Here is a 25,821-nt window from a genome sequence, read left to right as displayed (position 1 = left end):
TGATTGTAATAATAAAGTGAAACAAACATTGATTTAATAATAAAAAAGGAGGTTCTAAATCGCTTGCGATTTAAACCTCCAAATGTATTACTATTTACTGTTTTCTCCCTCTGAACCGAACCCGTTAGCCTAAGATTGTCTGGTTTATTTTTCTATTATTAAATCACCTGTTTACTCATCAAAAACCCCTTCATAAATCCTTTTCAAATCATCACGAAGCTTCTCCACCGGAATGAAACGCGCTTCCCTCAATACCTCTTTTCCATCCAAAAATAAGGCAACCACAGGCACTGTAAAGGCCATCAGGTAACCGGCAATTTCCGTTGCCTTTCCAGCATTTACAAGCCGGGCCTCAATACGGGGATAATCCTTTAACACTTCCTCCACCTGAGGAAGCAGGCCATGGCAGATGCTTCAGCTGTCATGCAGCACATAAATAAGAGCGAGCTCCGTGCTTTGAATAAATGGATGCACCTCTTCCATCGATGTCAGCTCTTTCATTTTTATCCTCCTCTTGCAGGCATTTTTTCCATTATACAATAGGATTTACAGAACCTATCCTAGAATACCTTATGGGAAAAGGAGTGGTTTGATTGGCAAATCTATGGGAAGAAAAGTTTTCTCAGGAAGGCTATTTATATGGCGAAGAGCCCAATGAATTCATCAGAGAGCAGGCATGGCGGCTTGAAGGGAACAAACGAGTTGTGGCCTTTGCCGAGGGGGAGGGGCGTAATGCCGTATATCTTGCAAGAATGGGGCATGATGTAACAGCCTGGGATTATACTCAAAGCGGGTTAGACAAAACACATCAGCTGGCTGGGCGCCATCAGGTCAGAGTGGAAACTGGGCAGAAAGATCTGATTCATGATTCTGTGCCAACTGCGGAATATGACGCTTCAATTATGGTTTTCGGCCATTTTTTGAAAAAGGACCAAAAAACCGTATTTGATAAGCTAATTTCGGTTGTCAAGCCGGGTGGAATTGTCATGCTTGAGGTTTATTAAGAAGATCAGCTAAGCTATGGTACAGGCGGGCCGAAAAGTGTGGACATGGTCTATCATCCGGCTGATATTCTTCAATGGATTCAGGGTTATAAGGTCCTTCATTTCTTTTACGGCGAACAGGAAAGAGTGGAAGGAAAAGGGCATACAGGAACGGGACACGTCATTCAGGTGATCCTGCAAAAGTAGAAAAGGGAGGCAAAATGAGCCTCCTTTTTTAAAAGATAAGAAAGTATATAATTTTTGAACGCCGATAACTGTCTAGCTCCAGCGCCTAACTCCTCGAGTCACAATCTTCAAGGTGCTTGCGCTTTTCTTAAGGTGTAATCGAACGGGTTCTGTTCAACTTGACAGCATACACACGATACATGATGAAAGCCAAACCGGAAAGCAGGATTCCCGTCAGGTACGGAGCACCGATGCTGATGGTGAACAGCCATCCTCCGAGCGGCGGGCCGATAATGCGTCCCAGGGAATCAAAGGATGACAGCAGGCCAGTCGTACTGCCATGTCCGGATTGAGATGTCTTGGTCAGCAGGGAAGAAACACTCGGACGGATAAATCCGTTCCCTATGCCGAAAATCGTCAGGAAAATCGCTGCAGTCGTAAAATTGTCAACCAGGAGAATCAATCCGAAGCCAATGGCGGAGACGATGGTCCCGAGCTGAATCACAACCCCTTCTCCATACTTTTTCGTCAAGCGTCCTACCAGGCCGCCCTGCACAAGAGCGCCCCCAAATCCCATAATCATAAAAATGTAGCCCAGCTCCACGGTGCCAAGGCCGGCTTTTTCAGCCGCAAAATAAGCGAAGGTTGCTTCCAGACCTGCCAATGACAGTGAAACAAACAGCTGCAGGATAAACAAAATGCCAGTGCTTCCTCTTAAAGCGGTCATCAGACCTGGACGCTTTGCTGTTCCCTGGCTGCGCTGCTCCGGTGAAAGAGATTCTTTCAGCACAAGCATGACAAGGAAGAATGTGATAAACGAAGAAATTCCTGCCGCGTAGAAAGGAAGGTTCAAACTTTCCCGGGAAAAGATGCCGCCGATCGCCGGGCCAAAAATAAACCCTAAGCCCACTGCAGCTCCAATGATGCCCATTCCTTTCCCACGGTCTTCTTCTGATGTAATATCCGCTACATAAGCCATGACTGTCGGCATATTGGCTGATGACAGAAAGCCGCCGATGATTCTGGCTGCAAACAGCATCCATAGCTCAGTGGACAGGGCCATCATGAAAAAGGACAGTCCAAGGCCAAAAATACCGATCATAATGACAGGCTTGCGTCCGATTTTATCGGAAACACGCCCCCACATAGGCGCAAAGAGCAGCTGCATCAGTGAATAAACGGCCATTAACAGGCCAAGTTCAGTAGGTGATGCCCCTAATTCTTCCGCATAAAAGGGGATGACAGGAATAATGATTCCAAACCCCACCATAACAAGAAACATAACGGCAAATAAAAGAGGCAATGCTTTTTTAGTATTCAACATGTTCACTCCAGTAAATTCAAATTCCATCTAAGTATTATGATTATAACAAAAACATTCCCATACTTTCATCTTAGGGATTTGACAGGTAAATAAGTTCTATTTATCAGTCAATTTTAAAAATATATTGAAATATCAAAATAATATAAACTATGATGAACTTGTACATTTTTACAGTCAAGAGAGGGGGAGATGTAATGGAAAAGAAATTAGAAAAGAAAGTACTGATCGCAAGCCTGATCGGAAGCTCCATCGAATGGTTTGATTACTTTTTATACGGAACGGTTGCTGCACTTGTATTTAATCAAATGTTTTTTCACAGTGATGATCCGGCCGTCGGTTTAATGCTTGCGTATGCCTCTTTCGCGCTTGCCTTCTTCATCCGTCCGCTTGGCGGCGTTATTTTCAGCCATATCGGCGATAAAATCGGCAGGAAGAAAACCCTTGTCCTCACACTTTCCCTTATGGGGGGTGCCACTGTTCTCATGGGCTTTTTGCCTACCTATGACAATATTGGTGTGGCGGCACCGATTCTTCTAATTATTTTAAGACTGATACAGGGAATTGGTCTCGGAGGAGAATGGGGCGGTGCATTGCTGCTAGCCGTTGAATATGCCCCAAAAAATCGGCGGGGCTTTTTTGGAAGCATTCCACAAATGGGTGTCACCATCGGAATGCTCCTCGGAACAATTGCCTTATCCGTCATGACGTTATTGCCGGAGGAAGCCTTTTTATCTTGGGGATGGCGTGTGCCATTCATCCTGAGTGCCCTGCTTGTCTTTTTTGGCTTATGGATCCGCAAAGGCATTGATGAAACACCATCCTTTAAAAAGGCCCAGGAAAAAGGCGAAATTGCCAAGGTTCCGTTTGTGGAAACGATGCGTACCCATTGGAAGGAAGTATTGATTGCAGTTGGCGCAAAAGTGGTGGAGACAGCGCCCTTTTATATCTTTGGAACCTTTATTGTTTCCTATGCGACAACTCAGCTTGGTTTCTCGCGTACAGTTACCCTGAATGCCGTGACAATTGCAACGGTGATTACTACTATTCTGATCCCGATTATGGGGAAGCTGTCTGATAAAATAGGCCGGAAAAAGCTTTATGTCGGCGGAACGGTCCTGATGATGCTTTATGCCTTTCCGTACTTTTGGCTCCTTCACCAGGGTTCGGCGGCACTGCTGATTGTGGCTACCATATTGGGTCTCGGCATCATCTGGGCTCCCATCACCGCTGTACTTGGAACGATGTTTTCTGAAATATTTAAGTCGAATGTCCGCTATACCGGCATTACTCTGGGCTATCAAATAGGTGCCGCATTGGCAGGCGGGACAGCTCCTCTCGTTGCTACGGCACTTCTGAATGCCTATAACAATTCCTATGTTCCTGTAGCGTTATACATCATGCTTGCAGCAGCCATCTCTTTGATTGCGATTTCATCTGTCCGCGACCGCAGCAATCAGGATCTGGATTCAGATCAGCCCAAAGCAGATTCATTCCATACAAGTTTCGGACAAACCCATCATAAAGCTTAGAAAGGTAGAGTTCATGCTTATATTATCTGAAAAGGAAATAAAATCCATCTATACGATGGAATTAGCCATAAAAGATCTTGAAAATGCTCTGTTGCATAATCTGGAGGGGAAAATTCAGAATCCACACAGAACCGTCCTGGACTTTCCGGAGAGAAAGGCATCCGCCCTTTACATGCCAAGTGCCATGCCTCCAATCGGAAAAACGGCTGTAAAGGTGGTCACCATTTTTCCAGAGAACCCTGCGATCGGCAAAAAAACCACTCAGGGAGTTATTTTATTAAGTGATACGGATACAGGTGAACATCTGGCATGTATGAATGCTTCTTACCTTACCAGACTCCGGACCGGGGCTGCAAGCGGCATTGCCACTAAGCACCTGGCGAAAAAATCGGCAAGAGGAGTGGCTGTGATTGGCTGTGGGGCCATGGCGGAGGAGCAGCTTCAGGCAGTATTGGAGGTCCGCGAAATACAGGAAATATTCCTTTACAACCGTACAACTGGAAAGGCACATCAATTTGCCGGAAAATTTGACGGGTTCCCGGGGAAGATTACCATCCTGGAAAATGCGGATGAAGCTGTATCCCGGGCGGATATCGTAATCTGCAGCACCCGCTCGGAAAAGCCGGTATTCTCCGGCAAAGCTCTCCTGCCGGGTACGCATATTAACGGCGTAGGTTCTTATCTTCCGCATATGCAGGAAGTCGACTTGGAAACACTGCTGCGAAGCTCTAAGATTGTCGCAGATACTATAGAAGGGGTCAAAGAGGAAGCCGGTGATTTTATTATTCCTGCTACAGAAGGGGTCTGGAGCTTTTCGGACCTTCATGGCGAAATCGGGCAATTATCAGCCGGAATAATTCCAGGCAGAGAAAACGATAAAGAGATTACCTTTTTCAAGTCCGTCGGCATTGCCTACTTCGACCTCGCTGTCGCTGCAGCCGTTTATGAAAAGGCAATTCATGAAGGCATCGGAACAAAGGTGGATCTGTAAAAAGGTGAATAGTGCCTGAGGCTTTGGAAAATCTATAGCTATACTTCTAAAATAAAGGAGAGATAGAGATGCCGAAGCAGCCGAATAAAGTAACTGAAGAACAGCAAATCGTATCAGCCCAAAACCAGGCTGACCAATTCAAAAAGGGTATGGACACCGAATTTGCTCTTGAAGAAAACGTCCAGGATGCGGCAGCCAAAAGCCAGCAGTATGAGGCACAAAATCAGCAGCCGACCTATGAACCGAATAAGCCTTTTTAATGAAACAGCATGATGGGTGTTGCGCCTGTCATGCTGCTTTTTTGTTTGGAATTCAGGGATCAGTCAGCAGCCGCCTTTTGAACCTATCCCCAAACTCTTGTAAAATAAGTGCAAACCAGATAATAAAAAGGAGTCATTATGAAAAGTCATATCGTAATTGGTGCAGGAATTCTGGGGGCCTCTGCTGCCTATCATTTGGCTAAGGCAGGTACCAAAGTCACCGTTATTGACCGCAAAGATCCGGGGCAGGCAACAGATGCTGCGGCCGGAATCATATGCCCCTGGCTGTCACAGCGGCGGAATAAAGCGTGGTACGCACTCGCCAAGGGGGGAGCGGCCTATTATCGTACTCTGATTAAAGAGCTTGAAAAAGACGGCGAGACAGAGACCGGCTATCAGCAGGCAGGCGCCGTCAGCATTCATACCGATCCTGCAAAGCTTGAAAAAATGGAAGAACGGGCTATGAAAAGGCGCGATGATGCTCCTGAAATGGGGGAGATAACACCCTTGTCTCCGGAACAGACATCCCGGCTGTTTCCGGCATTGGCTAAGGAATATGCCTCTGTACATGTAAGCGGTGCTGCGCGCGTCAACGGCCGGGCACTGCGTGACGCGCTGCTGCGGGCAGCTGAAAAGCATGGTGCAAAAGGGGTGCAGGGCTCCGCAGAACTTGTGTGCCAGGAAGATGAGATTACAGCTGTTAGAGCAGGTGGGAAGCAATATGAAGCGGAAAGTGTGATTGCAGCGGCCGGAGCATGGGCAGGAGAGCTTTTTGAGCCGCTTGGAATCCAGCTGGATGTGAAACCGCAAAAAGCGCAAATCGTCCATCTTCAGCTTGAAGGAGACGATACGGCGGACTGGCCGGTTGTCATGCCGCCAAACAATCAATATATCCTGGCTTTTGAGGGCGGACGCATTGTCATGGGTGCGACCCATGAAGATGATATGGGCTATGATTTAAGAGTAACAGCAGGCGGGTTAAATGACATTTTTGAAAAAGCCCTGGCAATCGCCCCGGGATTATCGAATGGAACGTTTACAGAAGCACGCGTGGGATTTCGACCCTATACACCCGGATTTCTGCCCATTATAGGCCAAATTCCGGGTCTCAAAGGTCTTTACATAGCTAATGGGCTTGGAGCCTCAGGGCTCACTGCAGGCCCGTTTCTGGGCGCCCAGCTGGCCAGGCTTGCTCTCGGGCAAGAGGTTGATGATATAGATCTGAGCCTCTATGATCCGGCTGGTGCTGTAAAAAAAGGATAGATTTCAAAGTGCCTGTTTTAGCAGCAGGCACTTATTTTTGTATCTGATAAGTTAATAAATCGCTTCATTTCGGGTATACACTAATGAAAGTGATGTTTCATTAGGAGGCTGAATTATGAAGTGGAAGGGCAGAAGAGCGAGTTCTAATGTAGAAGACCGCAGAGGCATGGGCGGCGGGGGAAAAACCCTGATCGGCGGCGGCCTTGGCGGAATTATTATAGTATTGTTATTTACCTTCCTCGGTGGTGATCCGGGTGACCTAATAGGCAATATGAACGGAACAGATTCAGGTACATCTGTGCCATATGAAGAGTCGGAGCAGGAAAAAGAGCTTGCAGACTTTGTCTCGGTTGTGTTGGCGGATACAGAGGAAGTCTGGACGGAAATATTCAAAGAGCAGGGGTTGCAGTATAAAGAGCCAACCCTAGTTTTATACTCAGGCAGTGTACAGTCTGCATGCGGGCAAGCGTCCTCTTCAGTAGGGCCCTTCTATTGCCCGGGCGACCAAAAGCTGTATATCGATTTAAGTTTTTACGAAGAACTGCAAAGGAAATTCCAGGCACCCGGTGATTTTGCCATGGCATATGTTATCGCCCATGAAGTTGGGCACCATGTGCAGACCCTTCTGGGGACAACAGAAGAAATCATGCCGCTCCGCCAGAAAATGAGTGAAGAAAAATTTAATAAATATCTTGTACGGTTTGAATTGCAGGCCGACTATTATTCAGGCGTGTGGGCTCATCATGCTCAGGGAATGGGTTATTTAGAGGAAGGTGACCTGGAAGAAGCCCTGAATGCAGCCACGGCAGTAGGGGACGATACTCTTCAAAAACGGGCACAGGGCTATGTCGTGCCGGAAAGCTTTACACATGGCACTTCTGAACAAAGAAAGTCATGGTTTCACAAAGGCTTCCAGAACGGAACCATTAAAGGCGGAGATACGTTTAAGCAAAGCGGTTTTTAATTAAGAAAGGAGCGGATTGAATGAATAGCGGGATCCAAACCATGCTGCTGGCCGATGATGGCCAAATACCCAATAATCAAGGTCTCCCGGTGATCATCTACAGAGCAGTTTTTAAGGAACAGACCGATGAAATTGAGACTTCTTTCAACAGACATCAATGGACCGGAAGCTGGACGGGCGGAGTATATGATTACCACCATTATCACTCGAACACTCACGAAGTGCTTGGGGTCAAAGCGGGACAGGCCACCGTCCTTATCGGCGGTGATCAGGGTGAACGCCTCGAAATCAGCCAGGGCGACGTTATTCTCCTTCCTGCAGGCACAGGGCATAAGAAGATTGAAAGCAGCCCGGATTTCAAGGTTGTGGGTGCCTATCCCGGCGGAACAAGCCCGAATATGATGAGACAAGACCCTTCAGACCGTGTACAGGCACTCGCGGCAATTAATGCTGTTCCAGTTCCTCAGATGGACCCTGTATATGGTGAAGAGGGGCCGATGCTTGCGGAATGGAAAGGATGATGGAAGAGCGGACTACTGGTCAATATTAAGAAAATACCGGCTAAATTGGCGAATTTACCGGCCAAATAAGATCCCCTATTACAAGCAAAAAAAGCCAGAAGAGCTAAACTCTTCTGGCTTTTCCTTTTCTAAAATTACCTTACACCCTTCATAAATCCTTGAATTTTAGGACTCAATAAGAATAGGATGATGGATAGCAGGATTGCTACTGCACCAATTACTCCGAAATACGTCATTTCTGTTGCAGGTGTGTAGAATTTAACAATCTGTGCATTGATTGCCTGTGCGGCCGCATTTGACAGGAACCAAAGGCTCATTGTTTGCGCGGAGAACGCAGCAGGCGCTAATTTGGTTGTAGCTGAAAGTCCAACAGGTGATAAGCAAAGCTCCCCGAGTACAACAATGAAGTAGCTAAGAACCAGCCATAATGGACTTACTAGAGAATCTGTTCCGCCAAAGTAAGCAGGAAGCAGAATCACAAGGAAAGATAAACCGGCAAACAATAGACCCAGTGAGAATTTCTGCGGCACTGAAGGCTGGCGGTCGCCAAGCTTCACCCACAGCCAAGCAAATACTGGCGCGAAGAAAATAATGAATAATGGGTTAAGAGACTGGAACCATGCCGGTGATATATCAAGTCCCATAAACTCAAGCTGTGTACGCTTGTCCGCATAGTTCGCAAGAATCGTTGAACCCTGCTCCTGGATAGCCCAGAACATAACAGACGCAATGAATAATGGAATATATGCAATGATGCGTGAACGTTCAACTTCTGTTGTTTTCGGGCTGCGGTACATCATTGTAAAGTAAACAATTGGGAGACCGATACCCAGAATACCAACAAGTGCGATAAAGGAATCAAAAGTTAAAAGACCAGTTGGGATGCCGACAGCAACTAAAATGGCAATAATAACAGCGCCCAGGCCAATTCTTGTATAAACTGTTTTCTTTTCATCTTCAGATAATGGATTAGAAATATAAGTTCCTGCTAATCCAAGATTTTTCTTTTTCGTAAAGATAAACACCAATAAGCCAAAGAACATACCAACAGCTGCAATGGCGAAACCAAGATGGAAATTATAATTCATTCCAACTGTTCCGACAATTAACGGCGCAAGGAATCCGCCAAGGTTGATGCCCATATAGAAGATACTGAAACCGGCATCGCGGCGATTATCTTTAGGACTATAAATGTCCCCAACGACGCTCGATACATTCGGCTTTAATAAACCAGTACCTAAAACGATCAGAACCATGGAAACAAAGAACATAGCCAAGCTACCAGGAATGGAAAGGGCAATATGGCCAAGCATGATCAAAATTCCGCCGTAGAATACCGCTCTGGATGTGCCGAGTAATCTGTCAGCTATCCATCCACCGATGATTCCAGACATATACACCAATGAACCATAAATGGACATGATTGCTAAAGCTGTTGGCTCATCAAGGCCTAATCCGCCTTTTGAAACCTCGTAGTACATATAGAAAACAAGGATTGCTCTCATTCCATAGTAAGAAAAGCGCTCCCAAAACTCAGTGAAGAATAGTGTGAACAAGCCTTTAGGATGTCCAAAGAAACCCTTTTGAGGCACACTTTCAACAATTTTCTGCCTATTAAAATCTGACATGTTTCATCCTCCTTTTAGCTATTCTATAATATCTTTCATAGTTGCTAATTGTCAAAAAAAATTTTATGTATTGATGGGTATTATTGGCTTCAAAGGAGGAATAAATAGATTTTTCCAGGGAATCTATTTTAAATTTATTTTTTCAGAATAATTATAGTATTATTAATTTTTGAAAACAAAGATATAATACCCCAAAAAAAGCCGCCAAAACCGGCGGCTGCGAATATCTTATGCGTTTGTCAGAACTGCTTCTGCAGGTCTGGGAGGATGGACAGGCTCTTTCCTGCTGGATAGTCTGTTTTTACCCATATCTTTGGACTGGAATAGGAGCTGGTCTGCATAAACATACGCTTTTTCAATAGATAGCAGACCGTTCACTTTATAGTAAAAAAGGCCAAATGATGCAGTATAGGAAATAGAAATGGACTCTTCTTTAAAATCAGCTTGAAAAGGGCTGTTTTCAACCCCTGTGCGTATCTTCTGAGCTAAATTCAGGCACTCTTCATATGTTCTGGATCTCAAAATTATCGTAAACTCTTCTCCTCCGCTTCTGAACAAGTAATCATCTTTGGAGAGGTAGCTTTTTAAAGTATCGGCAAAGTGCCTGATTGCTTTGTCGCCAACCGCGTGATTATAGCTGTCATTAATCCTCTTGAATTTGTCAATATCAGCTACAACTATACCAATGCTCTCATCAGATTTATTAAGCTCTGTCATCTTTTTATCCATATAGGCACGATTAAACACACCAGTCAGAAAGTCAGTATAGGCCATCTGCTCGAACTTATCACGTTCGATTTTATTCTGAAGCATCTGTGATTTTGATAGGAAGGACCGGCTTACAAGATAGTTAAGGATAAACAGGCTTATGAGTATTTCCCACTTTCCTTCCTGCAGGAATAGCAGCAAAAGGCCGTTCGTGAAGGCAATCTTCCCCATATCCAGCACACTTCTTGTTTTGATAAAGTCAATCGCTTCCCGCTTTGTTTTAATATCTCCTGTCAGTTTAAAAACAGTAATCAGGAATAGATCCGAAAGCAAAGAGGTTACGGTGATCAGTATCAGCATGACAACCCAAAAACCGAATGGTACACCCTGAAAGAGGGGAGATAACAGATGGAACATATAGATTGCAATGGAGTTGCTCATCACAAAGGAACCAATGTTATAAAACGTATGGAAAAATTCATCAGGATCCTCTGTTTTTGAATGCTTTCTATAAAAATAGACGCCAAAACGGTAGATGACTTCAAAAATCAACAGACCTAATGGCCCCGTAAACAGTCCAATGGACAGACTGTAATTAATACCATAATCAATCGATGTACTTCCATTTCTACTGATAATCCGCAAATGATAATACAGGCATGCAAACAGCAGGTATATACCCAGCGCTTTTATATATACAGAGCTCTCGACACTTATCCCCTCTGAGAAAACAGCAGTGCATACGGCAATAATAAAAAGCGAAACCATAAATATTCTGGAGCCTTGCATCTTTCTGAACTCCTTTTCCTATTTGTTATACCCCTATTTTATAGGAATTTTTACCAAGAGAGTAGATTAATTTAGTATATTTTCTAAATTTTTTAATATTATCCAATTCGATTAGAAGATTAGGATATTATATATCTCAAAAACTATCAAATTTTAAGGAAATACCAGGTTCTTCTTCTTGTAAACAAATTTGATTACAAGTATACAAAAATGTTTACAAATGCATACGGAAATGTAAACAAGTATGCAAAACTGTGTGCATGTTGGTATATAAGGATGTGTGCAGTTTTGTTTACATGTATGCGGAAAGTGTATACAATGAAGGCAGATGTTTACATTTTGTTTACGTTTTTACGCTTTGATTACTTTTTATTTCCTCTCATTGATTAATCTCTCAATCTGAATTACTCTTAAAATAGCAGCTCTATATTATAGAGAATGAAAGGATTGAATGATTTGACGAATTCACGAATTGCAGCAGTTGACGTAGGTAACGATTCTATTAAAGCAATCTTTGGAAAATTGGATTCAGAATTAAACATACCGAATGTAATAGCGAGAGATGTTGAGGACCGGCCAGTTATCGGGATTGAGGAACTTGACAGCAAAAATCCGCTTGAAGGCATACATATTAGAGTTCACTCCCCTGCCCTGAAGGAAAACAATACGATTTACCGTGTGGGTAACCTGGCAACAAAAAGCGATAATGCTACTGAACTGGATCCGGGCAGCAGCAAATCCGAAGAAGATCAGACATTGGTCATGCTTTTCACTGCTTTGGCATTGGATGCTGTACAGAATGGCGGTTCCACAGGTTTTAAGAAGTCCGGTAATGTGATCGATGCAAACTACACACTTGGGACAGGACTTCCGCTTCGTGAAGTAAAGGAAGGCAAGGATGCGGGCTACCGTTCCAAGCTGCTCGGCTCAGTCCATCAGGTTGAGTTCCTTGTTACACCTAAGTACCAGGGACAAAAAGTTAATATCAAGTTTGAAGAAATCAAGGTTTATCCTGAAGGATTTGCTGCTTATATCAACCTTGTAATGGATAATAACTTAAACATCATTAATAAGGATTTAATTGATAAGCGTATTCTAATCCAGGATATCGGCGGATTATCTACGGATATCGCTGTCATTAAAAACCGCAATGTAGATGATGATAAAGCACAAGGCTTCAACCTTGGCGTGTCTGAAGCGCTTGAATCCATCCGTGAAGAGATCCGTTCGAAGCATGGTGTTGAGCTCGACAGCCGTACAGATGTCGTGGAAATCATCACGAAGAAAAATGACCGCAATCATATTATGGTAAAAGGAAGTCGCACAAGCGTGCATGATATTACAGACCGAATCCTTCTTGACCTGGCGAAGAAGCAGTACCGCCTGCTCCGCAACGTTTGGCAGAAAAACTCCCAGACGGAAATCTGCTATTTTGTCGGCGGCGGCTCAATTGTTCTAAAAGATTATCTGAAGACATTAAATAATAATCTGGATGGCTATAACATTGACTTCTTCGAGGATGAAAAAGAAAGCATCTGGATGATGGCAAATGCTTATTACAAGCTAATCTCTGATTTTTCAAGAAGAACGAATAAAGATAAGGCAGACCAGGATAAGAAGCCTGTAAAAGCCAACTAGGGTGATTGTTCATGAGTAAAGCTTCCTCTTCTGAAATTAAGAGAGGACAATCCATATCCTTTCGTGTACCATCTGACACTCCTGATCATATTCTGAAGCATCTGCAAAAGCTGAAGGAAACCGAAAAGCGGAATTTTTCGAGCAAGATGGCCGAGTATGTGATGCAGGGAGTCAGCAGTTCACAATCAAAAGACCGGGAAACCATCACCATTCCCCTTCCAAAGGGGCTAAGCAAGGTTCAGCGCGACTGGCTTAAGCATGAGCATTCAGAAGCGCTGCTCGGCAGTATCATTTATCAGCTGATCACAGACCCGGTGCGGGCAACATCCCTGCTGGCGTCCTTGAACAGCCGATCTTCTGACATAGATGAAGCCTTATATCTGCAGGAGGAGCCGAGCCCTGTTGTGAATCAATATGATGCTGCAGCTGCGGCTTTAGAGGAAGACCAAGCATCTGAAGCTGATCTGTCGGATATTGAAGATGATCTGCTGGACTTTGATTGGGACAAAGCAAAACAGGAACAGCAAGAAGAAGAAACTGAAGAGGAAAGCGAAGAAGACCTGGATATTCTTCTTGGCGGCTTTCTTGCACATATGAATAAATGATTTCGGGGGAGTTTCAGCGATGAAACTCCCTTTTTGTATTTAGACGAGGAATTTCTGGGTAGTTTACAGGTATAGACTTTTTTGGCATGAAGAGGAGGAATTCCAATTGAATTATGATTGTCTGATTGTTGGAGGAGGGATTGCAGGACTGCAGGCTGCTATTCAGCTCGGCAGGTATAAGCATAAGGTGCTGGTGCTGGATTCCAATGATGGTCGCTCCGTTATATGCAAAAATTATCATAATATCCTAGGCTATCCTGATGGTGTGAGCGGACCGGAGCTTCGTAAGCTTGGGAAAAAGCACGCTGAAAGCCTTGGAGTGGAGTTTGTACATGAAAAGGTGGAGCAAGTTGAAAAGGCTGAAGGAGGATTTGTCGTTTCAGCAGAAAGCGGCAATAAATATTCCGGCAAACGGATTTTGCTGGCAACAGGAGTTATGGACCGGATGCCGCCATTCCCGGAACTGATGCCTTGTCTAGGGATATCTGTTTATGTTTGTCCCGACTGTGATGGATATGAGGTGAAGGATAAGCGCACACTTGTGCTTGGCTCTGGAAATGCCGGCGCGAATATGGCCTTAACCTTGTCTTATTGGACAAATGACCTTGTTTTTATCAACCATGAAAAAAAGGTGCCTGATCAGGAATTATTGGAGAGAATGAGAGAGAAAAATATTGAATATCTGGAAGAATCAATAGATAAGGTGCTTGCAGAAGATGATGCTTTTAACGGTGTTAGGCTGGAAAACGGCAAAGAAATTACAGGGGAAAGAGGGTTTATCGCATTTGGCGGAAATGAGATAAAATCCGGCCTGGCACAGCAGCTCGGTGCAGAGCGGCTTGAAAATAAGCATATCCTGACCGATCCGCGCTCGAAAATGACCAGTGTACCAAATGTTTGGGCAGCAGGCGATGTGGCGGCCCATGCGGAACAAGTAACCATTGCGATGGGGGAGGGAGCACAGTCTGCGATCTGGATCCATAAATCGCTTCTGCAGGATGAAAATTAAGGGATTTAGGTTTTATCTTCAAAAAAAAGGGTATATAACGGTTTATTTCTGTACACTTTTCTCATATAATAGCCTATAAGCTTTAAATAGAGAAAGGTGTATGCATTGAATAAAGAAAGCTTGGATCTAGTTGTAAGGGAATTGCTGAAGAGATCGGGGAGTCAGGCGGATATTAAATTGGAGAAACATTTTCCGGGAAATCGTATAGCTGGCGGAAAATACAGCATGGGAACCCATACAGTTACCCTTTATGTTGAAGAGATTAAGAACCAATGCCAGCAGCTGTTCGTTTCTGCTGATCGGTTTATGGACTATTTTACCGTTGTATTTGCTCATGAATTAGGCCATGCAGAAGATCCGGAGCTGGAGCAATTGGCCAGCCATCTCGATGCCTGCATAACCGAGCACGAACGCTGGCTCACAGCTTTGAGAATTGAGGAAAATGCCTGGGCATTTGCTGAAAAGCTGCTGCCGGACATGGATAAGGCATTCATGCAGAACATTATCTATCATTCATTAAAACCATACCGGGACCAGCTTCAAATGGAGCCGGCCTGACAATATTGGAAGCCGCAGCTGGAAATGCTGCGGCTTCTTTGAAAACACCTACAAAGTATAAGCCGTTGTCTAACACAACTTTGTGCTAAAGGAGAAAAAAAATGAAGTTATTTAATGAACCCCTTAAAGGTTTCTTAGTCAATGATTTAGTAGCTTACGATAGTGAGGAAAATGATAATCAGGTTGTTTACCAAATTAGAAAAGGAGAAGTGCTAGTCATTGGTGAATTTAATTCGATTAAATATGAAAGTGGAACTGCGTTAATTATTTTTGCTAATGAGGAAGTAATTTCCGTTGATAAGGACATGATTAGAGTAAAGAATTAAGTAAAAAGCTCTTCTCTTTGAGAGGGCTTTAAATGTGTTGCCGTGTCCTCTGAAAGCGAATCCCTCATATATCCGATGTTCCAGCTTTGTGTATGTTCATGCTTATAACCTCGGTCTCGAATGAAAAAACACCTGCTTTTTGAGCCTCTAATGCCTTCAATATGTCCCTAATATCATATTCAATCAAGCGGAGCAAGTTAGTTCCAATAAGGTGTTTTAGAAAAATTAGTAAAATGTAAACAATTGTTAATAGCGTTAAAGTTAAGAGTCTTCCAATTTAGAAAGGTTTATTGTCCTCATTTGGAATCGAAAGTATTAAAATAGATAAACGTTATTGGATTATTTTGATAACATTCTTGATAGTCCTAGTTTGTTTCGTTGTTTTTGCATCAGATTTTTTCCTTGAACATACTTCAATTTTCCCTTTGTTCGCCATTTTATATGTATCCTTGTTTTGGATCACTTATCATTTGTGGAAGTATTTTGGTGATGAAAAGAAGAGAAATACTCAAGGGCTATTGCGTAGTACAACGATACTGGGCAGTAATAACAGCTTAGTTGAATACGATAAAGGGTTTTGTTGTATTTAACACGAAAATAAATAGGAGGATAAACAAGATTGAAAGAATTAATACCTGGAATTGAGGAGTGAATAGAATGACTGAAGTAAAAGATCTTCTATCTGACCAGTTCTTAGCGAATGCCCATGATGCAAGTTGGTACAGACCATTTACAGAATCCGTGGAGGATTTAACAGAAGAACAAGCATTTTGGAAGCCAAATGAGAATTGTCCTAGTATAGCGGAGATAGTACAGCATTTAATATATTGGAATCAATGTTGGCAGACTAGGTACAAAAAATCCAGTATAGATGCTGTCCCTTCAATTGCCAATAATAATGAGAGTTTTAAAATACCTGAATATACTTCCTTTACCGACTTAAAGGAAACGTTGCTTGATGTACTTTTAAAGTGGGATGGATTATTATTCACTAATAAAGTTGAAAGTGACGTAATCGGTTTTCCGGAAAAGGCTAAATGGTGGCAGTTTCTTGGAAATTCTACTACCCATAATGCATATCATATTGGTCAAATTATATTATTAGGAAACTACAAAACAGTTGGAAAGCAGATAAGTAAGAAGTTCACTTGCGTTGATTCAGAATGAATTGAAATAAAAATAAGAAAGCTCACTTTCTCCATTGGGTTTTAATTTATAATTTCCTTTTTGTTGCAAATCCATATTTTCCTGACGCTACCCCTTATAAAAGATACGTGCAACATTCCTGAAAGAAGTTCGTAGCTTTAGTTAAATAAGAAACTTCAAATAACTGAGAAAACCCGCTAATATGCGTGTTTTCTTTTTCTATCAATCTAATTAGGGTATTGAAAAATTAAATTGTAAGCGTTACACTTAATGTAGTAGTATGCACGTATTAAGCAGGCAGCTTTTTTTATGCCGTTTAATGCAAACGTTTGCGCACCGAACAAAGATTATTGAAAAGAAATTTATATATAATGAGGGTGTTAATATGAAAAAGGTATGGTGGAAAGAAGCAGTTGGATATCAAATTTATCCCCGCAGTTTCCAGGATTCGAACGGAGATGGAATTGGCGATCTTCAGGGGATTATTCAGCGTCTGGATTATATTAAAGGATTAGGCATTGATGTCATCTGGATTTGCCCGATGTACAAATCCCCTAATGATGATAATGGATACGATATTTCAGATTACCAGGATATCATGGAGGACTTCGGCTCGATGGAGGATTTCAATCAGCTGATGAATGAGGTCCACAAGCGCGATATGAAGCTGATTCTGGATCTTGTGCTGAACCATACAAGTGATGAGCATCCGTGGTTCATTGAGTCCCGTGAGTCCAAAGAGAGTCCGAAAAGGGACTGGTATATTTGGAGAGACGGAAAGAATGGCAAGGAGCCGAATAACTGGGAAAGTATTTTCGGCGGATCGGCATGGGAGTACGATGAGAAGACAGACCAGTATTACCTGCATGTTTTTTCCACCAAACAGCCTGATTTGAACTGGGAAAATAAAGAGGTCCGCGAGGCATTATATGATACGGTGAACTGGTGGCTGGATAAGGGAATCGACGGCTTCCGGATTGATGCCATCAGCCATATCAAAAAGCGTGCCGGCTTGCCTGATATGCCAAATCCAAAGAAGAAAAAGTATGTTTCTTCCTTCGATATGCATATGAACCAGGAAGGCATTCACGAGTACCTAAAGGAATTTAAAGACCGCACCTATGCGAACTATGATGTGATGACAGTCGGCGAAGCAAACGGTGTTACCGTGGATGAAGCTGACCTTTGGGTCGGTGAAGAGCAGGGTAAAATGGATATGATTTTCCAATTTGAGCACCTTGGCCTTTGGGACGCGGAAACCAATCCCGAGGTGGATATTGTCGAGCTGAAAAAAGTTCTGACCCGCTGGCAGAAAGGTCTGGAAGCAGACGGATGGAACGCGTTATTCATCGAGAACCATGATAAGCCGCGTGTCGTTTCCACATGGGGAAATGATGAGGAATACTGGCAGCAAAGCGCAACAGCTATGGGTGCTATGTACTTCCTGATGCAGGGTACGCCATTCATTTATCAGGGACAGGAAATCGGCATGACTAATGTCCAATTCCCTTCCATTGACGACTATGATGACGTAGCAGTAAAGAACCTGTACCGCCTGAAGAAAGAGGAAGGCATGTCTCATCAGGATATTATGGACATCATCTGGGCTTCTTCCCGCGATAACAGCCGTACGCCAATGCAGTGGTCCACTAAGGAAAACGCTGGATTCACGAAAGGCCAGCCCTGGATGAAGGTCAACCCGAACTATAAGGAGATCAATGTGGAGGTCCAATCCCAGGATAAGGACTCTATCCTTTCTTTCTATAAAAAAATGATCAGGTTAAAAAAAGAAAACCAAGTCTTCACTTATGGCCAATATGATCTGCTTCTTGAAGAAGATAAGCAAATCTATGCCTATACCCGCACATCTGAGGATGACAAGGTAGTCGTGATAACAAACCTTTCAACAGAGGAAGCATCTTTTGAAACAGATGTTAAGCTTTCCTATGAGCAGCTTTTATTGAATAACTATCCAGTTGAAAAACATGGTGATATGGATTCATATACGCTTAAGCCTTATGAAGCCCGTGTGTACCGATTGAAATAATTTCTATTAGCAGGATTCTCTTTGGGGGATCCTGCTATTCTGTTGCCCGCCCCTTTTTGAAACCGGCCAAAAATGCTAAAATGAGGAAAATAACCAATGGAGGCGCAGGCAATGGCAAAGGGTAAAACAAATGCGATGCGTATGCTCGATGCTCAAAAGGTCGTGTATGAACTGATTACATATGAGAGCCAGGACGGGAAGATTGATGGTGTATCGGTTGCAGAGAAAATCGGCAAAGATCCTGAAGCCGTTTATAAAACCTTAGTTGCTCAAGGCGTGAGCAAGCAAATCTTTGTGTTCATCATACCTGTGGCAGAAGAGCTCAACCTGAAAAAAGCCGCAAAAGCTGCCAGCGAAAAGAAAGTGGAAATGATCCCGGTAAAAGATATCCAGAAGCTGACCGGCTACATCCGCGGAGGCTGCTCCCCGGTCGGAATGAAAAAGCTGTATCCCACTTTCATCGACAGAAAGGCGGGAGAACTGGATCTGATCATAGTCAGCGGCGGCAAAATCGGCATGCAAATGGAGCTCAAGGTGGACGACCTGCAAAAGGCCATTGGGGCTGAACTGGCGGATTTGATCAAATAGCAAGGTTTGTTGCATTTTATATATAGTTCGCTGAGTTGATTGGAGCGGAAGGTGCGAGACTCCAGCGTCGAGCAGCCTGGAGCGGAAATCAACGGACCAAATTGACAGGTGAATAACAACAAGTTATACGGATAAAAGCAAGAGTGCTGAATCACCAAGATTCAGCACTCTTTTTTTCATAGGCACTCACCCATCCCTCCCTCTTTGCATACTGTAAGGTGAAAATGCATTTCGAAAGGAAGTGTAGGAGTGGCTGGGAAAATATTGAAATACTTCGCCGGCGGGAATACAGCCCGGGGATTCCACAATTTATTCGAATCGAACCTGGCAGGGCTTGATCGCCTATATATTTTAAAAGGCGGACCGGGAACAGGCAAATCATCCCTGATGAAAGCGATCGGGGCAGATCTGTCCGAAAAAGGCTATGACCTGGAATACATTTATTGCTCATCTGACAGTCAATCGCTCGATGGTGTCATCATTCCTTCTTTAAAAGCAGGCATTGTCGATGGAACAGCACCGCATGTGATCGAACCGAAAGCACCAGGTGCGGTCGAGGAATATATCAATCTTGGCGAAGCCTGGGATTCAAGGGCACTCGCTGCATGTAAAGAAGAAATAACCGTACTTTCGGGCCAAATCAGCAATTCCTTTGGAGCAGCTTATGACACGTTTGCCGAAGCACTGAGGATTCATGATGAGTGGGAAAAAATCTATATAGAAAATATGAATTTCCAGAAGGCGGATGAACTGACGAAAAAGCTGATCACGACCTTCTATGGAAATATGAAACTAAATAAGACTCCATGTGTAAGGCATCGTTATTTAGGGGCAGCCACTCCGATCGGAGCGGTGGATTTTGTGCCGAATCTTACGGAGGATATTCAAAAAAGGTACTTCATAAAAGGGCGTCCGGGTTCCGGCAAGTCAACCATGCTGAAGAAGCTGGCAAAAGAAGCGGAAAGCCGGGGATTTGATATTGAAATCTATCATTGCGGGTTTGATCCGCACAGCCTGGATATGATCATTGTGCGCGAGCTGGGCCTCGCTATCTTTGACAGCACGGCTCCGCATGAATATTTTCCGAATCGTGATGGTGATGAAATCGTAGATATGTATGAAATAACGATCAACTCAGGCACAGATGAAATTTACGCTGAACAGCTAAAGGATATCAGCACCCGTTATAAAAATAAAATGACCGAAGCCATCTCTTATCTGGCGCGGGCAAAAACCCAGCGCGACACGCTGGAAAAAATCTATGTAAATGCTATGGACTTTTCTGTGGTGGACCGGATCAAAGAGCAGATTCGCTCTGAATTACTGCTGATTGCAGAGAAAGTCTAAATCCCGAAAGGAGTATCAAAATGGATTATATGAACTATCCGTTTTATCCATATCCACATGAGCAAAATGAACATGGCCGCATTTTTCCGGGGGGTGGTTCAGGAGGCGGGATCGGCATTCCTGGGTTTCCGGGAGGAATCAATATCAGCATCCCGGGATTTCCGCCAGGAGGCGGATTCGGACCTCCAGGACCGCCGCCAGGGTTCCCCGGTGGTGGAGGAGGCACTGGAGGACAGGATGGACCGCCATCGGCCCCGCCGCCAAACTTCACCCCTCAAATGCAGCAGGTCAGCACATTTGCTGTTGATCCCGGTGCCATAAGAGGCTGCTTATTCCGCAATACCTTTGTATGGCTGCAAAACGGAAACAGCTTCTGGTTCTACCCGACCTTTGTCGGCAGAACCTCTGTTGCCGGCTGGCGCTGGAGAAACTGGCGCTGGACGTATTACGGAACAGATTTGAGGAGAATTCGTTCCTTTCAATGCTTCTAACATACAAAAGAGGTATCCCGCATTGGGATACCTCTTTTCGTATATTAAAAAGGCTGTTTTCGCAAAGTTTGTTGCTATTTATATTATATTTACTGAGGTGCTTGGAGCGGAAGGTGCGAGATCCTCGAAAATGCATTCGCATTTTCTTCGTGCGGTGTTTACTCAAGGTAGCTTATTCAACGTCCTACGGGAGTAGCGGGACAGGTGAGACCTCACAGACGCGCAGCGTCGAGGAGGCTCACCGCCAGCCCTGTGGTTCGCTGAGCATCCTCTCACTGCAATCAACGGACAACATTGATAAGCGAAAAACAACAATTTATACGAAAAGAGCCATTAAAAAAGAAGATGTGCAGCCAGCACGATCACCGGCAAAGTAATCAGCGTTCGCTGGATAAAGATAATGACAAGATCCCAGAAGGATACAGGTATCTTAGAGCCAAGCAGAAGTCCGCCGACCTCTGACATATAAATCAGCTGGGTAACAGATACTGCAGCGACAATAAAGCGGGTCATCTCGCTTTCAATGCTTGCACCGATTACGGATGGAAGGAACATATCGGCGAAACCGACCACAAGTGTTTCAGAGGCGGCTCTTGCTTCCGGCACCTGCATTAATTCAAGCAATGGAATGAACGGCATTCCTAGATACGTGAAAACCGGTGTGTATTCGGCAACGATCAGAGCCAATGTTCCCAAAGCCATGACAATTGGAGCTACACCCATCCACATATCCAGAATATTTTTAGCGCCATCCTGGAAGAAGGCCTTCAAGCTTTGATTGGTGCGTGCTTTATCTAACGCCTGATTAAGCCCCCAGCTAAAGGGAGTGTGCCCTTTAGGAATGCTCTCATCAAGCTCCGCTTCCTGTCCGTTATAATACGTATCAGGCTTTTTGGCAAGCGGCCAGATTCTCGGGCTGATGATGGCGCAGATGAAACCTGCCGCTGTGATGGTCAGATAAAAAGGCACAAACATATGGCCAAGATTCACCTGTGAAATCACGACAAGGCTGAAGGTAATGGATACGACAGAAAAGGTCGTGCCGATAATGGCTGCTTCCCTTTTCGTATAATAGCCTTCTTCATACTGCTTGCTGGTCAACAGAACACCAATCGTGCCATCGCCAAGCCAGGAAGCTACACAGTCAATGGAAGATCTGCCAGGAAGCCTGAATACCGGACGCATGATTTTCGTTAAAAGCGTGCCAAAGAATTCAAGCAATCCGAAATTCAATAGCAAAGGCAGGAAAAGCCCTGCAAATAAAAAGACTGAGAACAGGATCGGCAGAAGGTCATTTAAGAGCAGACCTCCTGTGTTTTCAGACCAGATCTGTTCGGGTCCGATTTGAAGAAGGGTGATAACGGCAAAAACGGCGCCTATGAATCTTGCTGCCGCCCAAATATAGGGAACATCAAATAAGTTCCTGAAAAAAGGGCTTTTCTCGATCAAAGCAGGCTTGGCGAGCTTTGCCAGCAATGTACCCAGGAATGTAATAACAATAATAAAGGTCATAATTTCAGGAAGATAGTCTGTAAGCAGGTTTTGGATCCATCCTGAAAAAATGGCGATGGGGATCGTAATATCTCCCTGATATTTGATCGGAACCATGAATAAGCTGATTCCAATTAAGGACGGTATGAGAAATTTTATCAGATCGGAAGAAGAATGCTTCTTTCTGGATGCATCAATCAATATCATTCACCTTTTTCTTATATTTATAAACCATATGTTATTTTAATTCATTGCTACTAAAAAAGCCAACCCTTTCTCTTAAATTCCACCGTTTTCCGTCTTTTTAAACTTCTTATTTTTTAGCTCCCATATTATGTTAAAATATGAAATAATCAAAAAAATCAAAAAGCAGGTGTGGGGATGTTCAGGTTTCGGTTATATTGGACCTTCACGAAGAAGGCCTTTCTTCGCTCGGCCGTTTATCGGTTTGATGTATGGTCACGTCTCGGCTCAAACCTCATTTTTCTGCTGATGTGGGGATCGATCTGGACAGCATTATATGCCGGCAGGGAAGAGGCTGGCGGCGTCAGCTTTGAGTCCATGCTGACATATATTGTGGTCAGTCAGTTTTTAACGGGAGTTAATGGGGCAGGCACCCCGCTATGGGAAATCCAGGAGAAGGTTCGTACCGGCGATATTTCCTTGGAATTAATGAGGCCGTTTGATGTGCCGCTCCGCTACCTTTTTGCCGACTTTGGCAGTGTGGCCTTTTACATACTGACAGCTCTGCTTCCTTTATATACGGTCATGTTCATTTTTATGGATTTGACATTGCCTTCAGGATGGGAGACCTGGGCGTTGTTTATTGTTTCAGCTTTTATAGGATTCCTGATCCGTTATTGCATTGAAATGTCCTTCGGGCTGCTTTCCTTTTTCCTCGTTGAAACGGGCGGAATTGTCGATGTTTTTTACTTCGCCATGTCCCTTCTGTCCGGTTCCGTCATCCCGCTGTGGTTTTTCCCGGGCTGGCTGGAAACGATGGCAATTTACCTGCCGTTTCAGGGAATCTATTACATACCAAATGCCATTTTCATAGGAAAAATCTCTGGAGCTGAGATTCTGCTTTCCTTGGGTGTCCAATTATTCTGGGTTGCAGCCAGTTATCTGCTGTTACGGTTTGTCTGGAATCGAGCATCCCAAAAAGTGGTGGTACAGGGGGGATAAAGTGTGAGTGTTTTAAACTATTTCGATTTGTATTTCAAGCTCATCTCCGCAGGGGTGAGAGCCCAGCTTCAGTACCGGTTTGCTTTTGTCATGAGGATTGTGGGCCTCATTACATCCTATACAGGCACCGCACTTACGATGTGGATCATGCTTTATCAGTTTCAGGAACTCGGCTCTTGGACGCTTTATGAGATGCTGTTTCTATTTGCTGTCTCTGTTTTATCCTGGGGGTTTTGCATCATTCTCTTTTTCCACTTCAGGGGATTGGACACCTACATTTTGAACGGCACGTTTGACCGCTTTCTTGTCAGGCCAATCAATCCTTTTTTTCATTTCATGGCTATGAAATTTGATGTTGCCTCTTTTGGGCAGTTCATCTTCAGCATCGGCATTTTTACTTTGGTCAGCTTTAAGCTGCAGCTGGATTGGACAATGGGGAAAAGCTTGTTTCTGCTGTTATCTGTGGTGGGGGGCATCCTTATCCAGGGAGGACTGCTTGTCATGATTTCTGCCCTTGCTTTTTGGACAACGAAATCGGAGCAATTTTATTGGGTGGGCATGTTTCCTGCCCGAAATCTGACCAATTATCCTTTGGTCATTTATCCGAAAGCCGTCCAATGGTTTACGGCATTTGTGATCCCATTCGGCTTTGTGAACTATTTTCCTGCGGCCGTCCTCCTTGAAAAAGAAACCCCCTTTTTCCCGGAGAATATCGGGTATTATTCGCCGCTTGTAGGCATCGTCTTTTTCGCTATTGCTTATTCGATCTGGATGCTGGGTTTAAAGCGATATAAAAGTACAGGTTCATAGGAGGGCTGGAAATGCCGATTATTGAGGTTGAACATCTAATGAAGGACTTTATGATTGCCAAACGGGAGACAGGCTTCCTTGGCGCTGTGAAGAGCCTTGTCAAAAGAGAACATATTAAAAAAGAAGCTGTGAAGGACATCAGTTTTTCGATCAATGAAGGGGAAATGGTCGGCTATATCGGGCCGAATGGAGCCGGAAAATCCACCACCATTAAAATGCTGACGGGCATTCTGGTTCCAACCTCCGGAAGTGTGAAGGTGAATGGCATCATCCCTTATGAGAACAGGCAGGAGAATGCCAAGAATATCGGAGTGGTTTTCGGCCAAAGAACACAGCTCTGGTGGGATCTGCCTACTATCGAATCGTTTGAGCTGCTGAAGGAAATCTATCAGGTTCCGGATAAACGGTATAAGGGAAATATGGATACTTTCACCGAGATACTGGGGCTGGATGAATTCCTGAACACGCCTGTCCGCCAGCTCTCCTTAGGGCAAAGGATGAGGGCTGACATTGCCGCATCTCTGCTGCATGACCCGCCCATCCTGTTTCTGGATGAGCCGACGATTGGCCTGGATGTCGTCGCAAAGGAAAAGATGAGGACTTTCATAAAAGAGATTAATAGGGAGCGCAGCATCACTGTCATCTTAACCACCCATGATATGGAGGATATTGAAAAACTCTGTGAGCGGATGATCCTTATCGATCATGGGCAAAAGGTGTATGACGGGGAGATTGCAGTCGTCAAGGAGCGTTTCGGCAAAACGAGGACACTCATCGTGGACCTGGAGGAATCACCACACAGTCTGAAACTTAATGGCGGTGAAGTGTATAAGGAAGAAGCAAGCCGCTTCTGGATCCGGTTTAACCGGGATGAAGTGTCAGCTTCAGGACTGATTGCGCAAATTACTGAAACCCATAATATTAAAGATCTGACAGTGGAAGAGCCTGCCATAGAATCGATTATCAGCCGCATTTATCAGGAGGGCTATCAGGACCTGCCGGAGACTGTAAAACTGTAAAAAATGGGCTTGGCCAATATGTCAATATTTTCCGAAAAAATTGATATACTATATAGAGGTGATCAAAATGATTCTCTATTTGCTGGGCTTTTGTGCTGTATTGCTGGGAACAGGCGTGTTTGTGGACTGGTGGCATAGAAAGCATGGGGTTGACGAGTTTGACCCTGAAGAAAATGGAATGCATGTACCTGAGTCAGAGAGAGCCTACATGGAGTCCTATATGCATAACATGAAAAATGATCATCATAATGGAATGTAAGCCTCCGGATGAGGCTTCTGCTTATAATAGAAGGGGCTGGGACAAAACTAGCTTCAGATAGTAAGAAAGGTGAATTTGAGTGCGCTCAAATTCACCTTTCTCTTATTTCAGGGTATTAATTCTTTAAATTCTTATTTTTTGGCAGTGAATTTCCTT

Annotated in this window: 24 protein-coding genes and 2 pseudogenes; 21 read left to right on the top strand and 5 right to left on the bottom strand. The window is 44.0% G+C overall.

What is annotated here, in order from left to right; translation table 11 throughout:
- Window positions 1-171: 171 nt before the first annotated feature.
- A complete protein-coding gene (locus M3205_RS21995; protein ID WP_251171843.1) occupies window positions 172-387 on the bottom strand; it encodes a YbbN family protein in 216 nt (71 codons plus the stop codon).
- A gap of 206 nt (window positions 388-593) precedes the next feature.
- Between M3205_RS21995 and M3205_RS21990 the strand changes: the two are divergent.
- Window positions 594-1,190 (top strand): annotated as a pseudogene (locus M3205_RS21990) (class I SAM-dependent methyltransferase).
- A gap of 127 nt (window positions 1,191-1,317) precedes the next feature.
- Here the strand turns inward: M3205_RS21990 and M3205_RS21985 are convergent.
- Entirely contained in the window at window positions 1,318-2,490 is a 1,173-nt protein-coding gene (locus M3205_RS21985) for an MFS transporter (protein ID WP_251171845.1), read from the bottom strand.
- A gap of 197 nt (window positions 2,491-2,687) precedes the next feature.
- Between M3205_RS21985 and M3205_RS21980 the strand changes: the two genes are divergently transcribed.
- The 6 genes from M3205_RS21980 to M3205_RS21955 all read left to right on the top strand — a co-directional run bounded on the left by M3205_RS21980 (window position 2,688) and on the right by M3205_RS21955 (window position 8,021).
- Window positions 2,688-4,022 (top strand): MFS transporter, encoded by a 1,335-nt coding sequence (locus M3205_RS21980; protein ID WP_251171842.1) that lies wholly within the window; start codon window positions 2,688-2,690, stop codon window positions 4,020-4,022.
- Window positions 4,023-4,035: 13 nt separating this feature from the next.
- Complete coding sequence (locus tag M3205_RS21975) at window positions 4,036-5,013, top strand: ornithine cyclodeaminase family protein (protein WP_251171841.1); 978 nt, start codon at window positions 4,036-4,038, stop codon at window positions 5,011-5,013.
- A 68-nt stretch (window positions 5,014-5,081) separates the two neighbouring features.
- The gene (locus tag M3205_RS21970; RefSeq protein ID WP_251171840.1) at window positions 5,082-5,273 is read left to right on the top strand and encodes a hypothetical protein; all 192 of its coding nucleotides are present in this window, start codon (window positions 5,082-5,084) and stop codon (window positions 5,271-5,273) included.
- A gap of 138 nt (window positions 5,274-5,411) precedes the next feature.
- Window positions 5,412-6,536: an NAD(P)/FAD-dependent oxidoreductase gene (locus M3205_RS21965; RefSeq protein WP_251171839.1), complete on the top strand. Its 1,125-nt coding sequence runs from the start codon at window positions 5,412-5,414 to the stop codon at window positions 6,534-6,536.
- A gap of 115 nt (window positions 6,537-6,651) precedes the next feature.
- Window positions 6,652-7,500 carry a KPN_02809 family neutral zinc metallopeptidase gene (gene ypfJ / locus M3205_RS21960; protein WP_251171838.1) on the top strand — a complete coding sequence of 283 codons (849 nt, stop codon included), beginning with the start codon at window positions 6,652-6,654 and terminating at the stop codon, window positions 7,498-7,500.
- Window positions 7,501-7,520: 20 nt separating this feature from the next.
- Window positions 7,521-8,021 carry a cupin domain-containing protein gene (locus M3205_RS21955; protein ID WP_251171837.1) on the top strand — a complete coding sequence of 167 codons (501 nt, stop codon included), beginning with the start codon at window positions 7,521-7,523 and terminating at the stop codon, window positions 8,019-8,021.
- A gap of 134 nt (window positions 8,022-8,155) precedes the next feature.
- On the opposite strand, the gene M3205_RS21950 is transcribed toward M3205_RS21955, so the two are convergent.
- Window positions 8,156-9,649: a peptide MFS transporter gene (locus tag M3205_RS21950; protein WP_251171836.1), complete on the bottom strand. Its 1,494-nt coding sequence runs from the start codon at window positions 9,647-9,649 to the stop codon at window positions 8,156-8,158.
- Between the two features lie 228 nt (window positions 9,650-9,877).
- Window positions 9,878-11,146 carry a GGDEF domain-containing protein gene (locus tag M3205_RS21945; protein ID WP_251171835.1) on the bottom strand — a complete coding sequence of 423 codons (1,269 nt, stop codon included), beginning with the start codon at window positions 11,144-11,146 and terminating at the stop codon, window positions 9,878-9,880.
- Window positions 11,147-11,602: 456 nt separating this feature from the next.
- Between M3205_RS21945 and M3205_RS21940 the strand changes: the two genes are divergently transcribed.
- The 10 genes and pseudogenes from M3205_RS21940 to M3205_RS21895 all read left to right on the top strand — a co-directional run bounded on the left by M3205_RS21940 (window position 11,603) and on the right by M3205_RS21895 (window position 20,901).
- On the top strand, window positions 11,603-12,784 hold the full coding sequence (locus M3205_RS21940) for a ParM/StbA family protein (protein ID WP_251171844.1): 1,182 nt from the start codon (window positions 11,603-11,605) through the stop codon (window positions 12,782-12,784).
- A gap of 11 nt (window positions 12,785-12,795) precedes the next feature.
- A complete protein-coding gene (locus M3205_RS21935; RefSeq protein ID WP_251171834.1) occupies window positions 12,796-13,389 on the top strand; it encodes a hypothetical protein in 594 nt (197 codons plus the stop codon).
- Between the two features lie 106 nt (window positions 13,390-13,495).
- On the top strand, window positions 13,496-14,398 hold the full coding sequence (locus M3205_RS21930; RefSeq protein WP_251171833.1) for an NAD(P)/FAD-dependent oxidoreductase: 903 nt from the start codon (window positions 13,496-13,498) through the stop codon (window positions 14,396-14,398).
- 96 nt (window positions 14,399-14,494) lie between these two features.
- On the top strand, window positions 14,495-14,956 hold the full coding sequence (locus M3205_RS21925; protein WP_251171832.1) for a hypothetical protein: 462 nt from the start codon (window positions 14,495-14,497) through the stop codon (window positions 14,954-14,956).
- Between the two features lie 101 nt (window positions 14,957-15,057).
- Window positions 15,058-15,282, top strand: a complete 225-nt coding sequence (locus M3205_RS21920; protein WP_251171831.1) for a hypothetical protein — start codon at window positions 15,058-15,060, stop codon at window positions 15,280-15,282.
- 657 nt (window positions 15,283-15,939) lie between these two features.
- Window positions 15,940-16,421, top strand: a pseudogene (locus M3205_RS21915) (DinB family protein).
- A 392-nt stretch (window positions 16,422-16,813) separates the two neighbouring features.
- Entirely contained in the window at window positions 16,814-18,475 is a 1,662-nt protein-coding gene (locus tag M3205_RS21910) for a glycoside hydrolase family 13 protein (protein WP_251171829.1), read from the top strand.
- Window positions 18,476-18,586: 111 nt separating this feature from the next.
- A complete protein-coding gene (ybaK, locus tag M3205_RS21905) occupies window positions 18,587-19,063 on the top strand; it encodes a Cys-tRNA(Pro) deacylase (RefSeq protein ID WP_251171828.1) in 477 nt (158 codons plus the stop codon).
- A gap of 249 nt (window positions 19,064-19,312) precedes the next feature.
- Window positions 19,313-20,410, top strand: coding sequence for a PRK06851 family protein (locus M3205_RS21900; protein WP_251171827.1), 1,098 nt, complete (start codon window positions 19,313-19,315; stop codon window positions 20,408-20,410).
- Between the two features lie 20 nt (window positions 20,411-20,430).
- Window positions 20,431-20,901: a hypothetical protein gene (locus tag M3205_RS21895; RefSeq protein ID WP_251171826.1), complete on the top strand. Its 471-nt coding sequence runs from the start codon at window positions 20,431-20,433 to the stop codon at window positions 20,899-20,901.
- Window positions 20,902-21,234: 333 nt separating this feature from the next.
- Here the strand turns inward: M3205_RS21895 and M3205_RS21890 are convergent, their stop codons facing one another.
- Window positions 21,235-22,599: a YjiH family protein gene (locus M3205_RS21890; RefSeq protein WP_251171825.1), complete on the bottom strand. Its 1,365-nt coding sequence runs from the start codon at window positions 22,597-22,599 to the stop codon at window positions 21,235-21,237.
- A 174-nt stretch (window positions 22,600-22,773) separates the two neighbouring features.
- On the opposite strand from M3205_RS21890, the gene M3205_RS21885 reads away from it, so the two are divergent.
- The 4 genes from M3205_RS21885 to M3205_RS21870 all read left to right on the top strand — a co-directional run bounded on the left by M3205_RS21885 (window position 22,774) and on the right by M3205_RS21870 (window position 25,665).
- On the top strand, window positions 22,774-23,577 hold the full coding sequence (locus M3205_RS21885) for an ABC transporter permease (RefSeq protein WP_251171824.1): 804 nt from the start codon (window positions 22,774-22,776) through the stop codon (window positions 23,575-23,577).
- A gap of 3 nt (window positions 23,578-23,580) precedes the next feature.
- Window positions 23,581-24,387, top strand: coding sequence for an ABC transporter permease (locus M3205_RS21880; RefSeq protein ID WP_251171823.1), 807 nt, complete (start codon window positions 23,581-23,583; stop codon window positions 24,385-24,387).
- 11 nt (window positions 24,388-24,398) lie between these two features.
- Window positions 24,399-25,406 carry an ABC transporter ATP-binding protein gene (locus M3205_RS21875; RefSeq protein ID WP_251171822.1) on the top strand — a complete coding sequence of 336 codons (1,008 nt, stop codon included), beginning with the start codon at window positions 24,399-24,401 and terminating at the stop codon, window positions 25,404-25,406.
- Between the two features lie 67 nt (window positions 25,407-25,473).
- A complete protein-coding gene (locus tag M3205_RS21870) occupies window positions 25,474-25,665 on the top strand; it encodes a hypothetical protein (RefSeq protein WP_251171821.1) in 192 nt (63 codons plus the stop codon).
- Window positions 25,666-25,821 lie beyond the last annotated feature (156 nt).

Source organism: Cytobacillus firmus (assembly GCF_023715565.1).
In the GTDB taxonomy this organism is placed as follows: Bacteria; Bacillota; Bacilli; order Bacillales; family Cytobacillaceae; genus Cytobacillus; species Cytobacillus firmus_C.
The sequence above is the reverse complement of the archived record's forward strand: the minus strand, read 5'-3'. Positions and strand labels throughout refer to the sequence as shown.